14 protein-coding genes are annotated in these 13,834 nt (G+C 62.8%); 7 read left to right on the top strand and 7 right to left on the bottom strand.

The window, feature by feature from the left end:
• Positions 1 to 103: 103 nt before the first annotated feature.
• On the top strand, positions 104 to 766 hold the full coding sequence (locus NHH88_02355; protein ID USX14657.1) for an SRPBCC family protein: 663 nt from the start codon (positions 104 to 106) through the stop codon (positions 764 to 766).
• On the opposite strand, the gene NHH88_02350 is transcribed toward NHH88_02355, so the two are convergent.
• The 6 genes from NHH88_02350 to NHH88_02325 form a co-directional block, all read right to left on the bottom strand.
• Entirely contained in the window at positions 754 to 1,206 is a 453-nt protein-coding gene (locus tag NHH88_02350) for a hypothetical protein (GenBank protein ID USX14656.1), read from the bottom strand. The two genes, NHH88_02355 and NHH88_02350, sit on opposite strands and share 13 nt — an antisense overlap.
• Before the next feature lie 23 nt (positions 1,207 to 1,229).
• Entirely contained in the window at positions 1,230 to 1,676 is a 447-nt protein-coding gene (locus tag NHH88_02345) for a DUF2721 domain-containing protein (protein USX14655.1), read from the bottom strand.
• Positions 1,677 to 1,809: 133 nt separating this feature from the next.
• Positions 1,810 to 2,775, bottom strand: a complete 966-nt coding sequence (gene pip / locus NHH88_02340) for a prolyl aminopeptidase (protein ID USX14654.1) — start codon at positions 2,773 to 2,775, stop codon at positions 1,810 to 1,812.
• 101 nt (positions 2,776 to 2,876) lie between these two features.
• Complete coding sequence (gene phbB, locus NHH88_02335; protein USX14653.1) at positions 2,877 to 3,617, bottom strand: acetoacetyl-CoA reductase; 741 nt, start codon at positions 3,615 to 3,617, stop codon at positions 2,877 to 2,879.
• 91 nt (positions 3,618 to 3,708) lie between these two features.
• Entirely contained in the window at positions 3,709 to 4,887 is a 1,179-nt protein-coding gene (locus tag NHH88_02330) for an acetyl-CoA C-acetyltransferase (GenBank protein USX14652.1), read from the bottom strand.
• A gap of 279 nt (positions 4,888 to 5,166) precedes the next feature.
• Positions 5,167 to 6,075, bottom strand: a complete 909-nt coding sequence (locus NHH88_02325; protein ID USX14651.1) for a LysR substrate-binding domain-containing protein — start codon at positions 6,073 to 6,075, stop codon at positions 5,167 to 5,169.
• A 107-nt stretch (positions 6,076 to 6,182) separates the two neighbouring features.
• On the opposite strand from NHH88_02325, the gene metE reads away from it, so the two are divergent.
• The 4 genes from metE to minE all read left to right on the top strand — a co-directional run bounded on the left by metE (position 6,183) and on the right by minE (position 10,768).
• Positions 6,183 to 8,582: a 5-methyltetrahydropteroyltriglutamate--homocysteine S-methyltransferase gene (gene metE, locus NHH88_02320; protein USX14650.1), complete on the top strand. Its 2,400-nt coding sequence runs from the start codon at positions 6,183 to 6,185 to the stop codon at positions 8,580 to 8,582.
• 259 nt (positions 8,583 to 8,841) lie between these two features.
• Positions 8,842 to 9,663 carry a septum site-determining protein MinC gene (gene minC, locus NHH88_02315; protein ID USX14649.1) on the top strand — a complete coding sequence of 274 codons (822 nt, stop codon included), beginning with the start codon at positions 8,842 to 8,844 and terminating at the stop codon, positions 9,661 to 9,663.
• A gap of 36 nt (positions 9,664 to 9,699) precedes the next feature.
• On the top strand, positions 9,700 to 10,515 hold the full coding sequence (gene minD / locus NHH88_02310; protein ID USX14648.1) for a septum site-determining protein MinD: 816 nt from the start codon (positions 9,700 to 9,702) through the stop codon (positions 10,513 to 10,515).
• Position 10,516: 1 nt separating this feature from the next.
• Positions 10,517 to 10,768, top strand: coding sequence for a cell division topological specificity factor MinE (minE, locus tag NHH88_02305; GenBank protein USX14647.1), 252 nt, complete (start codon positions 10,517 to 10,519; stop codon positions 10,766 to 10,768).
• Between the two features lie 117 nt (positions 10,769 to 10,885).
• On the opposite strand, the gene NHH88_02300 is transcribed toward minE, so the two are convergent.
• On the bottom strand, positions 10,886 to 11,311 hold the full coding sequence (locus NHH88_02300; protein ID USX14646.1) for a hypothetical protein: 426 nt from the start codon (positions 11,309 to 11,311) through the stop codon (positions 10,886 to 10,888).
• Positions 11,312 to 11,663: 352 nt separating this feature from the next.
• Here NHH88_02300 and NHH88_02295 point away from each other — a divergent pair, with 352 nt between their 5' ends.
• Together NHH88_02295 and hemA are read left to right on the top strand one after the other, a co-directional pair.
• A complete protein-coding gene (locus NHH88_02295) occupies positions 11,664 to 12,356 on the top strand; it encodes a response regulator transcription factor (GenBank protein ID USX14645.1) in 693 nt (230 codons plus the stop codon).
• A gap of 127 nt (positions 12,357 to 12,483) precedes the next feature.
• Complete coding sequence (hemA, locus tag NHH88_02290) at positions 12,484 to 13,758, top strand: glutamyl-tRNA reductase (protein ID USX14644.1); 1,275 nt, start codon at positions 12,484 to 12,486, stop codon at positions 13,756 to 13,758.
• Positions 13,759 to 13,834: the final 76 nt, after the last annotated feature.

The raw sequence follows: 13,834 nt of genomic DNA, 5'->3' as shown, positions 1-13,834 counted from the left end.
TTCCCTAGACCCGGGCTTCTAAAGGCCCGGCACCGCGTGTATTTTGTAACGTGATGGTGCTTCGCTTGTATTCTGCCACCCTTTCCCTTACGCTGGAAAGATGATGCGATTCCTTCTGTTTTTGTTGTTAGGTGTGACTGCCCCGGTGGTGACGGCACAAGCACCGAAGCTTGAACTACCCAAGCTGGAGGTCTCGGTCAATCGCGTGGACGCCGATGCGCAGCACATGTACGAAGTGGACGCCACCGCGACGGTGGCGGCGCCACTGCCGAAGGTATGGCGCGTGCTGACAGGCTATGAGCGCATGTCCGAATTCGTGCCGGACCTGGAATCGTGCAAGGTCCTGTCACGCAACGGTAATGAAGTGATCATCGAACAATTCGGCGTGGCGCGCTTTCTGTTCATGTCCAAGGCCATCCACCTGATCGTGCGGGCGACCGAGCAGCCGATGTCGTCGATCGATATCTCGCTGATATCGGGCGACATGAAGCACTACGAATCGAAATGGGAATTGATACCGGTGCCCGAAACGGGCGGCACCAAAATCGTCTACAGCGGCCGGTTGGTGCCGAACTTCTATGTGCCCGGCATCCTGGGCGCGAAGATGATACGCAACGATATCGAACACATGATGAGCGCCGTCGTGGCGCGCATCGAACGGCGCGACGATGCGCCCAAACGCGGCGGCGTGCAGGCCACGCCGGCCGTTCCCGTCATGCCGCCCGCGCCGGCACAAACGCCGACGCCGGCCAATCAGGCCAGGTAGGTATCGCGCGAGCGCAGCTCGGCGAAGTTTTCCAGGCCGCCGATTTTCACCAGCACCGGATTCAAACTCAATTTGCTCTGCATCGAGCGCCAGGCGAACTGCCATTCCTGCTCCTGCGCTTCGGCCGCCGTCTTGGTGAAGGCGGCGCCCAGCGCGGCGCGGGTGCCGTATTCCACCGCGCCGTCGATGCCCGCCCAGCTGGGGAGCGCGCGCTGCACCGCGCGGTGCAGGCGCTCGCCGAATTCCTCGGTGTTGTGGATGATCAGGCAGGCGTCCGACGAGAACAGCTCGAACAGCTTGCGGTCCCACGCCTTCGAGAAGCTCAGGGTCAGGCAATTGGAGGCCGGGACGAGGATGAACTGGCCCTGGGTCAGCGCCAGTTCCAGGTCTTCGCGCACGCCATAGCGGTGCAGGGTCGGAGGGCGTTGGTAGTCGTGCATGTTGGTACTCTATTCTTTACAGGTTATTTGACCGGAGCGCGGCGCACGTGGCGGTGCGAGCGCATCGCCGCCGAGGCGATGAAGATCTCGCGCAGCAGGTAGCAGAAGCTGCCGATCAGCGCCACCATCGCCACCACGAACATGCCGGCGATGTATTTGTCCAGCGGGGTGTTGGTGATGTCGCCCAAAAACAGCATCGCGATGACCAGGCAAATCAGCAGGCCGCAGGCGGTCGACAGGGTGATCGAGGCATTGATCAGGTGCGATCGCCGGTAGAGGACGTCGAGTTCGTTGAGATAAACGTCGCTGTAACCGATGTCGAGCCGGTCCTCCAGCACCCGCGAACGGTCGATGATGCGTGCCAGCCGGTTGGTCAGCACCATCAAGTTGGTGCACACGCCCGTCAGCAGGAACACCGGCGCGATGGCCAGCTGGATAATGTGGCCGATATCGCCGATCTGAAGATTCATGAGTGCCATAAGTGCTGGGTTTTTATGCTTGCCTCTCTGGGCCGTCGATATTGCTAGTCAAGCCATAGTGTAGCAGCCCGGAGCGTGCGCGGGCCGATTCTCGGCGCCGCGCGCGCACGAATGTGCGGCCTCCCTAGACAATTGCGACAAACGCGCGACTGCGTTTGAACTGTTCGGTCGCGCCGACCAGCGCGCGCGCGATCCCCTTTTCCATCGCGCCGTGGCCTGCGTCGGGAATCATGTGCAGCACCGCGCCGGGCCACGCTTCGCGCAGGCGCCAGGCCGACGACGGCGGGCAAATCACATCGTAGCGGCCCTGCACGATCACCGCCGGCAGGTGGGCGATGCGGTCCATATCGCGGATCAACTGGTCCTCGCCGAAGAAACCCAGGTTGGCCATGTAGTGCGATTCCAGACGTCCCACGCCCAGATCGAGCGTGTCGGACGGCGGTTCGTCCGGCTGCGGCAGCAGGAACACGCGGCGGCCCTCGAAACGGCTCCACGCGCGCACCGCCGGCCAGTAAACCTCCGGGTCGTCGCTCATGATGCGGTCCACATAGGCTTTGAGCAGGTTGCCGCGCTCCGCCAGCGGGATCGGCGCGATGAACTCCTCGTACACCTCGGGGTGGAACCACTGCGCGCCGTACAGGAACCAGTCGATTTCCGCCTGCGTGCACAGGAAGATCCCGCGCAGCACGAAGCCCAGGCAGCGCTCGGGATGCGCCTGGCCATAGGCCAGCGCCAGGGTCGAGCCCCACGAACCGCCGAACACCAGCCATTGCTCGATGCCGAACAGCGCGCGCAGGCGTTCGATGTCCCCGATCAGCAGCTGGGTGGTGTTGTCGCGGCACTCGCCCAGCGGCAGCGACTTGCCGGCGCCGCGCTGGTCGAACAGGATCACGCGGTACTGTTCCGGGTCGAAGAAGCGGCGGTGCTGCGGCGACAGGCCGGCGCCCGGGCCGCCATGCAGGAAGATGACCGGGATGCCGTCCGGATTGCCGACCTCCTCCCAATAGATGGTGTGCAGGTCGTCGACCGCCAGCATGCCGTGCCGGGTCGGCAGGATGGGCGGAAAAAGAGGGGTGGATGGGTCGAACATTGGGGGCGGTCCTTTTCGCTTCGATAGCGAATTGTACCGCCAACCCGTACCGCCAGGCGGGGTCGTACCCAGAGGGTACGACCCCAGTTTCTGCCTGGGGTTTAAGACATGTGCTGGCCGCCGTTGATGGCGATGTTGGCGCCGGTGACGAAGGCCGCCTCGTCCGACGACAGATACGCGACCAGGCCGGCCACTTCCTCAGGCTTGCCCAAGCGCGCCATCGGAATTTGCGGAATGATCTTGGTATCGAGCACTTCCTGCGGGATTTCCATGACCATCTTGGTGCCGATGTAGCCTGGCGAGATGGTGTTGACGGTCACGCCCTTGCGCGCCACTTCCAGGGCCAGCGCCTTGGTGAAGCCGTGCATGCCGGCCTTGGCCGCCGAGTAGTTGGTCTGGCCGAAGGCGCCCTTCTGGCCGTTGACCGACGAGATGTTGATGATACGGCCCCAGCCGCGATCGACCATGCCGTCGCAGACCGGCTTGGTCATGTTGAACACGGAGTCCAGATTGGTGGCCATGACGGCGTCCCAATTCGGCTTGTCCATCTTCTTGAACGTCATGTCGCGAGTGATGCCGGCGTTGTTGACCAGCACATCGATCGGACCGATGTCCTTTTCGATGGCGGCCACGCACGCTTGCGCCGAGTCGTAGTCCGCCACGTCGCAAGGATAGGCACGGAAGTTGAAGCCCTGGTCGCGCGTCGTGGCGAGCCACTGCTCGACCTTGGGATTACCAGGGGAATACGTCGTGACCACGTTATAGCCGAGCGCCGACAGTTTGAAACACACTGCTTCGCCCAGACCGCCCATACCGCCAGTTACCAATGCAACTCTTGCCATTTTATTGTCCCCTCTTCGTAGTTGATACCAAACTTCGCTGACACCAAAGTTCGCGGGCCGCCCCCGAATGCGGAGGCGGCATGTTTAAACCTTACGGACGCTCGATCGCCAGCGCCACGCCCATGCCGCCGCCGATGCACAGCGAGGCCAGGCCCTTCTTGGCGTCGCGGCGGATCATTTCGTGGATCAGGGTGACCAAAATGCGGGCGCCGGACGCGCCGATCGGGTGGCCGATGGCGATGGCGCCGCCGTTGACGTTGATCTTGCTGGTGTCCCAGCCCATTTCCTTGTTGACGGCGACGGCCTGCGCGGCGAACGCTTCGTTAATTTCCATCAGGTCCAGATCGTCCGGAGTCCAGCCGGCTTTTTTCAGGCACAGGCGGCTGGCCGAGACCGGGCCCATGCCCATCAGGGCCGGGTCCAGGCCGGACGAGGCGTAGGCCTTGACCTTGGCCAGCACCGGCAGGCCCAGTTCCTTGGCCTTGGTGGCGGACATCATGATGACGGCGGCGGCGCCGTCGTTCAGGCCGGACGCGTTGCCGGCGGTGACGCTGCCTTCCTTGTTGAACGCCGGACGCAGGCCGGCCAGGCCTTCGATGGTCGAGCCGGGCTTGATGTATTCGTCGGTGTCGAAGACGACGGTGGCTTTTTTACTGGCGATTTCCAGCGGCAGGATCTCGTCTTTGAACTTGCCTTCTTTTTGAGCGGCTTCGGCCTTCAGTTGCGATTGCAGCGCGAACTCGTCCTGCTCGGTGCGCGAGATGTCGTGTTTTTTCGCGACGTTCTCGGCGGTGATGCCCATGTGGTACTGGTTGAACGCGTCCCACAGACCGTCGACGATCATGGTGTCGACCATCTTGATCTCGCCCATGCGGAAGCCGTCGCGCGAACCCGGCATCGCGTGCGGCGAGGCGCTCATATTTTCCTGGCCGCCGGCGATGACGATTTGTGCGTCGCCACATTTAATCGCCTGGGCCGCCAGGTGGGTGGCTTTCAAACCGCTGCCGCACACGTGGTTGATGGTGAAACCGGGAATGGAATCTGGCAGGCCGGACTTGATGACCGCCTGGCGGGCCGGGTTCTGGCCGACGCCTGCGGTCAGCACTTGGCCGAGAATCGCTTCGCTGATCTGGCTTGGATCGATGCCGGTCTTGGCCAACAGGCCCTTGATCACATGCGCGCCCAGGTCCGAGGCCGCGATCTTGGCGAGGCTGCCGCCGAATTTGCCGACACCGGTACGGCCAGCGGCCACGATAACTACATCATCCATATGACTCTCCAATACGCCGGCCAAGGCCGGCTTAGTTTAGCAACAACATTGATCAACTACGTGAACGTCGATAATACGCCTACGACGGCGATGGCGTGGGGGGTTTCGATTGTGCGTCGCCGCGAGGACTGCCCATGATTTTCTCTAGCAGCATCCATGCCAGCAGACTGTCCAAAGTCGCGGACTCATCGTAAGCGCCCGGATTTGGCAACACTTTGATTTGTGTCAATCTTTGCATCGACCTGCCGCAAGACATTTTGAAGAAACAATGTAAATTTGTCACGACAATAATCTGATACCGTCGAGCGTGGCGGCGCACTGCTCGCGTATCACTTTAACGAAATCGAGCACGTAGGCTTTCTGCTTTTGCGACTCCGGCACCGAGACGAACAGGTCGCTCCACAGGCCGTGGTCGCCCACCGGCTTGGCGATGACGTAGTCGTAGTCGACATAGTTCTTGATGGCCCAGTTGGGCAAGGCGGCGATGCCGCGGCGGCTGGCGACCAGTTGCAGCACGGCCACGGTGAGCTCGGCGGTGCGGCGCTGGACCTGGATGCCGGCCGGCTGCAGCACTTCGCGGATCAGGTCGATGCGGGTTTCCGGCACCGGATAGGTGATCAAGGTCTCGCCCTCGAAGTCGGCCGCCTGAAGGCGGCGCTGCATCGCCAGCCGGTGTTTTTGCGCCATCACGACCAGGATTTCATAACGGAACAGCGGGAAGGTTACGAAATCCGGGCCGTATGGCGAGCCGATGACAAGGTCGGCGGCGCCGGCACGCAGCAGCTCGGCCGGCTCGCTGTGGAAGCCCGAGACCAGGTCGATTTCGACGTCCGGCCAGCGTTTGCGGAACTCGTCCATGACCGGCATCAGCCAATCGAAGCAGGTATGACATTCCAGCGCGACGCGCAGCTGGCCGGTGTCGCCCTGCGTCAAACGGGCCACTTCGCGCTCGGCAGCCTCGATTTCGGGCAGCAGCATATCGGCCAGTTTGAGCAGCCGCGCACCGGTGGCTGTAAAGCCTATCGGCACGGATTTTCGCTCAAAAAGCGGTCCGCCGTAGCGATCTTCCAGTAACTTGATCTGATGGGACAACGCCGACTGGGTCAGGTTGAGTAGTTGGGCGGCGCGCACCAAGCTGCCGGCCGAACGGAGCGCGCTCAGGGTGCGGAGGTGGCGTATCTCTAGCATGGTCTATTAAAAATTTTCATGTGAAACTACAAAATCTTTCGTTTTGATTATAGACCGGAATGCCGCAAACTTTATCGCATCAATATTAAATGCGGATGACACCAATCATGACAACATCAAATAAAGCGGCCTCAAGCCACATCCACACCCATATTCCGGGTTTTCCACGCATCGGCGCGGCACGTGAACTGAAATTCGCGCTGGAATCGCACTGGCGCGGCGAGTTGGCGGAAGCCGGATTGGAAGCGGTCGGCCGCGAGTTGCGCGCCCGGCACTGGGCGCTGCAAGCACGCGCCGGGCTGGACTTCGTCACCGTCGGCGATTTCGCCTTCTACGACCAGGTCGCCAATCATGTTCAGCTATTGGGCTGCGAACCGGCGCGCTACGGCTTCGATCACCGCCAATCGCAGCTGAGCCGCTACTTCGCCATGGCGCGCGGCGACGGCGGCAATGGTGGCAAAGGCAGCGACAAGGAATACGGCCACGACTGCGGCCACGACCATTCGCACGATGGCGACGTGCACGCCTCGGCCGCGCTGGAAATGACCAAGTGGTTCGACACCAACTACCACTACCTCGTGCCGGAATTCACACCGGAAACCGCGTTCTCGCTGGCCTGCGAACGGCTGTTTGACGAGGTCGCCGAAGCGCAGGCGCTCGGCCACGCGGTCAAGGCCGTTCTGCTCGGGCCGCTGAGCTTCCTGTGGCTGGGCAAGGAAAAAGGCGGCGGCGGCGATGCTGGATTTAACCGCCTGGACCTGCTCGACAAGCTGCTGCCGGTCTATGGCGCGGCGCTGGACCGCCTGAAGGCGCAAGGCGTGCAGTGGGTGCAGGTTGACGAACCCATCCTGGGCCTGGACCTGCCGGCGCCATGGCGCAGCGCGTTTGAAAACACCTACTGGCAACTCAACCAGGTCGGCGTGCCGCTGCTGCTGGCGACCTACTTCTCGCCGCTGGAAGAAAACCTCAGCCTGGCCTGCCGCCTGCCTGTCGCAGGATTGCATGTGGACGGCGTGCGTGCCGCGCATGAGCTGACCAGCATCGCCGACTGGCTGCCGGTGCACAAGGTGCTGTCGGTCGGCATCGTCGACGGCCGCAACATCTGGCGCACCGATCTGGACGCCGCGCTGGCCACCCTGGCGCCCATCGCCGACAAGCGCGGCGGCAAACTGTGGCTGTCGTCGTCGTGCTCGCTGCTGCATGTGCCGTTCACGCTCGCCGCCGAACAGGCACTCGACGGCGACATCAAATCGTGGCTGGCCTTCGCCACCGAAAAGCTGGACGAGCTGTACGTGCTGAAGCAGGCGCTGCAAGGCATCCACGAAGCCTCGGTCATCGATGCGCTGGACGTCTCGCGCGCCGCGCTGGCCGGCCGCCGTACGAGCGAACGCGTGCACCAGTCCCCCGTGCGGGAACGCTTGGCCGTGCTCGGTGACGACGCCGACCGCAGGCAATCGGGCTTCGCGCAACGCCAGGCCGTGCAGCGCGCGCGCCTGCGATTGCCCGACTTTCCGACCACCACCATCGGCTCGTTCCCACAAACGCCGGCCATCCGCGCCGCCCGCGCCAGCTTCAAGCGCGGCGAACTGAACGCCGCCGACTACGAAGGTAAAATGCGCGAAGAGATCGCCTACGCGGTGCGCCGCCAAGAGGAACTGGGACTCGACGTGCTGGTGCACGGCGAAGCCGAGCGCAACGACATGGTTGAATATTTCGGCGAGCAGCTGGACGGCTTTGTCTTCACGCAACTGGGCTGGGTGCAGTCGTACGGCTCGCGCTGCGTCAAGCCGCCCATCATTTATGGCGACGTCAGCCGTCCGAAAGCGATGACGGTGGACTGGACCGTGCACGCGCAAAGCCTGACCGGCAAGCCGATGAAGGGCATGCTGACGGGACCGATCACGATCTTGCAATGGTCGTTCGTGCGCGACGACCAGCCGCGCTCGCGTACCGCGCTGCATGTCGCGCTGGCGATCCGTGACGAGGTCGACGATTTGCAGCGGGCCGGCATCGGCATCATCCAGATCGACGAACCCGCCGTGCGCGAAGGCTTGCCGCTGCGCCGGAGCCGTTGGGACGAGTATCTGGACTGGGCCACGCGCGCGTTCCGCGTCTCGGCCGGCGTGGCGGCGGACGGCACGCAGATCCACACGCACATGTGCTATGCCGAGTTCAACGACATCCTGCCGCAGATCGCCGCGATGGACGCGGACGTGATCACGATCGAGACCAGCCGCTCGGACATGGAGCTGCTCAATGGGTTCGGACAGTTCCGCTATCCGAACGAGATCGGACCGGGCGTGTACGACATCCACTCGCCGCGCGTGCCCGGGCAGGCGGAAATGGTGAGGCTGCTGCGCAAGGCCAGCGCGGTGATTCCTGCTAGCAATCTCTGGGTGAATCCGGACTGCGGCCTGAAGACGCGCGGCTGGGCGGAGACGGAGACGGCGCTGCGAAACATGGTGGCGGCAGCGCACCAATTGCGCGCCGAGCACGCCATTTATTAAGGGCAACAGACATCGGCATTACCGTGGAGACACGTAGGGCGGATTAGGCGGCACGCCGTAATCGGCCATGTATGAGCCGCGAACGGCGCATGCATTGGCCGATTACGCTGCGCTAATCCGCCCTACGTGATTCAGAATGGGCTGCCGCCCGCATATTTGCTGGCGCGCACGCGTATCGGGCCTCCCCATCTCCCGCTTTCCACAGTAGAATGCTCGTGCCTGCGCATGCGCGCGAGGTTAACCTCTAATACTGTCGCCCATGTCCAAGAGCCTGTTTCAAAAGCCTATCGAAATCAAGATTTCCACCGTTGTCGCCGTCTCCGCCATCCTGGCGACCGCCGACAGCATCGCTCTCGACGCCGCGCTGGCCGAAATGACCGGCGGCACCACCGACTTTTTTGAAGACGACCTGGCCGTGATCGACGTCGCCGCGCTGCCGGCCGGCAGCGATCCGGTCGACTGGGCCGGCATCATCGCCCTGCTGAAAAAATACCGCTTGAATCCGGTCGCCGTGCGCAACGCGCCGCCGTCCATGGCCGCCGACATCGCCGCGCACGGACTGAGCCTGGAAACTCCGACCAAGCCGCGCGCCGACGAGGTCGACGTCGAGTCGGCCAAAACTGCGGCCAAAGCGGCCGCCAAGACGGCAACGCCAGCACCAGCCCCGGCCGCCAGCAAAGCGCCGGTCGCGGCGGCAACGGCGGCGGCAGCCACCGACAGCCTGCCCGGCAACGCCGGCGTCATGATCATCGACACCCCGGTGCGCGCCGGTCAGCGCATCTACGCGCGCGGCTGCGACCTGATCATCACGGCGGTCGTCAACAACGGCGCCGAAGTCATTGCCGACGGCAGCATCCATGTCTACAACACGCTCCACGGCCGCGCGCTGGCGGGCGCCTCCGGCAACCCCGAGGCGCGCATCTTCGCGATGACCATGTCGCCGGAATTGGTGTCAATTGCCGGCGTTTACCGTACTTTTGAAGACGGTTTCCCGGCCGAGTTCGCGCGTTCCCCTGCGCAAATTCGCTTGGTCGGCGACCGAATCGATATACTATCTGTCAATTCCGCGAACCGCGCCTGAGTGGCCTGCTGTTCATCTCTCTGAAAAGGATTATTTGTGGCGAGAATCATTGTAGTGACGTCCGGCAAGGGCGGTGTCGGTAAGACGACTTCCAGCGCGAGCTTCTCCACCGGCCTGGCCATGCGCGGCCATAAGACGGCCGTCATCGACTTCGACGTCGGCCTGCGCAACCTCGACCTGATCATGGGCTGCGAACGCCGCGTCGTCTACGACCTGATCAACGTGATCAACAAGGAAGCGTCGCTGACCCAGGCGCTGATCAAGGACAAGCACTGCGACAACCTGTTCATCCTGCCGGCCTCGCAGACGCGCGACAAGGATGCGCTATCGGAAGACGGCGTGGAAGTCGTACTGCATGAGCTGATCAACATGGGCTTCGAGTTCATCATCTGCGATTCGCCGGCCGGTATCGAGCATGGCGCGCTGATGGCGTTGACCTTCGCCGACGAAGCGATCATCGTTACCAATCCGGAAGTGTCGTCGGTGCGCGATTCGGACCGCATCCTCGGCATCATCCAGGCCAAGTCGCGCCGCGCCCAGACCGGCGGCGAGCCGGTCAAGGAACATCTGCTGATCACCCGCTACTCGCCGAAACGCGTGGAAGCGGACGAAATGCTGTCGTACCAAGACGTGCAGGAAATCCTGCGCATTCCTTTGATCGGCATCATCCCGGAATCGGAATCGGTGCTGCACGCTTCAAACCAGGGTAACCCGGCCATTCACTTCAAGGGCACCGATGTTGCGGAAGCCTACGAAGACGTGGTGTCGCGTTTCCTCGGCCAGGAATTGCCGTTGCGCTTCGTCAATTATGAAAAGCCAGGCCTTCTGCAGCGTATTTTTGGGAGCAAGTGACATGGCCCTGCTTTCTTTCCTGTTCCCGCAAAAACAGAAAACCGCGACGGCGGCCAAGGAGCGGTTGCAGATCATCATCGCGCGCGAGCGCAATGGCCGCAGCGGTCCGGATTTTCTGCCGGCGCTGCACAAGGAATTGATCGAGGTGATTTCGAAGTACACCAAGGTCAACGCCGACGACATCAAGATCTCGCTCGATCGCCAGGGCAACCTGGAAGTGCTGGACGTGAACGTGGTGCTGCCGGACGCGTAACCCCATAGACTTTTAGCGATACGCCAGCGTCACCGCTTAGGGGTCGGACCCAACAGGGTCCGACCCCGGTTGGCAGTGCGGGTCTCGCGGCCCCGCAACGTGTCGTCCACGACACAATCAGGCCGGGCGGACCACTCCGCCGTCGTGCGCGACACCGGCCGTCACCAGCTTCGCCGCCACCTTGGCGCAGGCTTCCACGTGCTGGTAGCCGATCTGCCGGAACGCGAAAAATCCGATCCCGGCCGCCGCCAGCTGGCCGGCCAGCGGCACCATCTTGCCGGCCTGGCCCGCGACCACCTTCATGCCGCTCCGGCGCAGCAACTGCGTGACCACCTCGCGCGTGACCACCTTACCGATCAGCATGCCGCCGACGCCGATCGCCGCTTCATAGGCGATCAGCCTGAACTTGGGCTGCAGCTTCTCGATCTGCTCGTCGGACAAACCGAACTCGTGGTTGATGTCGTCGATCAGCTGCGCGAACAGGCGCATGTCCGACACCACGTCGAGGCCCGGAATCGGCACCGCCGCGACGCCGGCCGACACCTGGCGCGACGCCGCACCAGTTTCCGGCAGCGTTCCCGCACTGCATCAATATCGCGCGCGGTGCCCGGAACCAGGGTCCAGTTGGTGTTTGATTTGAGTCCCATAGCGCCTCCCGGATGAACTGAAGATTCTTTCCAAATTTCAACTTCTTCATTGAATTCGGGCTTTTTCCAGTGTACCGTGTAATAACCGGACGGGCGCGCACGATGAAAAAGTGCAACAAAAATGCATTGTCAAACGACAAACGTTAATGTCCCAAAAAAAATATTTAATCATTCTGCCAATTAATTTGTGAATCTCTGTTATATTTGACGTGACATCTCTTTAACATATATTTCCTACAGGCAGCAGTATGAGAATCGCCGTACTCGACAACGACCGCAGCCAGGCAGACTTGATCTGCCAGGTACTGACCTCCGCCGGCCACATTTGCCACAGTTTTCAGACAGCAAAAGACGTGCTGGCACAGCTGCGTAAAGACAGTTACGACATGCTCATACTCGACTGGCAGGTGGTCGATCTGACCGGCGCCGAAGTGATGCGCCGCGCTCGTGAAAAGCTGCCCGACAGCGCCCCCGTTTTGTTCCTCACGACCAGCTCCGGCGAGGACGATATCGTCGCCGGCCTGGCCGCCGGCGCCGACGATTACATGATCAAGCCGTTACGCCGCAGCGAGATGGTCGCGCGCGTGCAAGCGCTGCTGCGCCGCGCCTATCCGGCCCAGAACGGCGCCGAACAATTGCAATTTGGTCAATACGTTTTCGAGACGCGACCCGGCCGTTTGCTGATGGATGGCGTGGTGTTGGACGTTACCCACAAAGAGTTCTACCTCGCACTGTTATTTTTCCGCAACATCGGCCGGCCGCTGTCGCGCGCCTATATTCATGAGGCCGTGTGGATACGCGAGACCGCCGTGCCGTCCCGCACCATGGACACCCACGTTTCGCGCGTGCGCAACAAATTGCAGCTGAAACCGGAAAACGGCTTCCGCCTGGTGCCGGTCTACAGTTACGGTTACCGCCTGGAAAAACTCGGCGCGGCGTAATCCCTCCCGCCGTCCGCTCGGGAGACGGGTAGGCCGCGACCGCCGCTGCTATGGCTTTAGGCAGCTTCGGGGCAACATACAGGTACATCACGGTATAATGTCCGCTAATCCATCGTCCGGACCCGCAATGCAGCTGCTCGCCGTCGGCCTCAACCACAACACCGCACCGGTCTCGCTACGCGAGCAGCTGGCGTTCGCCCCTGACCAGCTCGGCCAGGCGGTGGTGGCGGCGCGTTCGTGGTTCGAGCGCATCGACCATCGCGGCAGCGACGAGGCGGCGATCCTGTCGACCTGCAACCGCACCGAGCTCTACGCGGCCAGCCAGGTGCCCGAGCCGCTCGACGCCGGCGCCCATTTCCTAGCCGATTTCCATAAGCTGAACTACGCCGAACTGCGCCCGCACCTGTATTTGTTGCCGCAGCACGACGCCGTGCGCCACACCTTCCGCGTCGCCTCCGGGCTCGATTCGATGGTGCTGGGCGAGACGCAGATCCTCGGCCAGATCAAGGACGCGATCCGCACCGCCGACGAGGCGGGCGGCCTGGGCACCTATCTGCACCAGCTGTTCCAGCGCAGCTTCTCGGTCGCCAAGGAAGTGCGCAGCACCACCGAAATCGGCGCGCACAGCGTGTCGATGGCCGCCGCCGCCGTGCGCCTGTCGCAGCGCATCTTCGACAAGATCTCCGAGCAGAACGTGCTGTTCATCGGCGCCGGCGAGATGATCGAATTGTGCGCCACTCACTTCGCGGCGCAGAATCCAAAGACCATCACCATCGCCAACCGCACGCTCGAGCGCGGCGAGATGCTGGCGCACCGCTACGGCGGCCGCGCGATCCGCCTGGCCGACCTGCAGGACAAACTGCACCAGTACGACATCGTCATCTCGTGCACCGCCTCGTCGCTGCCGCTGATCGGCCTTGGCATGGTGGAGCGCGCGATCAAGGCACGGCGCCACAAGCCGATGTTCATGGTCGATCTGGCCGTGCCGCGCGATATCGAACCGGAAGTGGCGCGCCTGAACGACGCCTTCCTGTACACCGTCGACGATCTCGGTAAAGTCGTGCAGACCGGGATGGAGAACCGCCAGGCAGCCGTCGCGCAGGCCGAGGCGATCATCGAAACGCGGGTGCAGTCGTTCATGCACTGGATCGACGACCGCGCCGTGGTGCCGGTGATTCAAAGTTTGCAGGAAAATGGCGAGGCGCTGCGCCAGATCGAACTGGAACGCGCCCGCAAGATGCTGGCCAAGGGCGAGGATATCGACGCCGTCCTCGAAGCCCTGTCCAAGGGCCTGACCGCGAAATTCATGCACGGTCCGCAGCAGGCGCTGCACCGTGCCCAGGGCGACGAGCGCGCCCACCTGGCCGAACTGCTGCCGCAGTTGTTCCGCGGCCGTCGTTAGCGACCCCGCACGCACCACACCACCGACGGCGTTTGCCGCCGGTCGGAGCCAAGCTGCACCCCGCGCCGCGTCCACG

It is taken from the genome of Oxalobacteraceae bacterium OTU3CAMAD1 (assembly GCA_024123915.1).
GTDB lineage: Bacteria > Pseudomonadota > Gammaproteobacteria > Burkholderiales > Burkholderiaceae_D > Rugamonas.
The sequence above is the reverse complement of the archived record's forward strand: the minus strand, read 5'-3'. Positions and strand labels throughout refer to the sequence as shown.

Coding starts and splice junctions, on each gene's coding strand:
- phbB (USX14653.1), bottom strand. CDS start 3,617: ATGGCAAGAGTTGCATTGGTAACTGGCGGTATGGGCGGTCTGGGCGAA.
- NHH88_02345 (USX14655.1), bottom strand. CDS start 1,676: ATGAATCTTCAGATCGGCGATATCGGCCACATTATCCAGCTGGCCATC.
- NHH88_02330 (USX14652.1), bottom strand. CDS start 4,887: ATGGATGATGTAGTTATCGTGGCCGCTGGCCGTACCGGTGTCGGCAAA.
- hemA (USX14644.1), top strand. CDS start 12,484: ATGCAGCTGCTCGCCGTCGGCCTCAACCACAACACCGCACCGGTCTCG.
- metE (USX14650.1), top strand. CDS start 6,183: ATGACAACATCAAATAAAGCGGCCTCAAGCCACATCCACACCCATATT.
- NHH88_02350 (USX14656.1), bottom strand. CDS start 1,206: ATGCACGACTACCAACGCCCTCCGACCCTGCACCGCTATGGCGTGCGC.
- NHH88_02295 (USX14645.1), top strand. CDS start 11,664: ATGAGAATCGCCGTACTCGACAACGACCGCAGCCAGGCAGACTTGATC.
- minE (USX14647.1), top strand. CDS start 10,517: ATGGCCCTGCTTTCTTTCCTGTTCCCGCAAAAACAGAAAACCGCGACG.
- pip (USX14654.1), bottom strand. CDS start 2,775: ATGTTCGACCCATCCACCCCTCTTTTTCCGCCCATCCTGCCGACCCGG.
- NHH88_02325 (USX14651.1), bottom strand. CDS start 6,075: ATGCTAGAGATACGCCACCTCCGCACCCTGAGCGCGCTCCGTTCGGCC.
- minC (USX14649.1), top strand. CDS start 8,842: ATGTCCAAGAGCCTGTTTCAAAAGCCTATCGAAATCAAGATTTCCACC.
- NHH88_02355 (USX14657.1), top strand. CDS start 104: ATGCGATTCCTTCTGTTTTTGTTGTTAGGTGTGACTGCCCCGGTGGTG.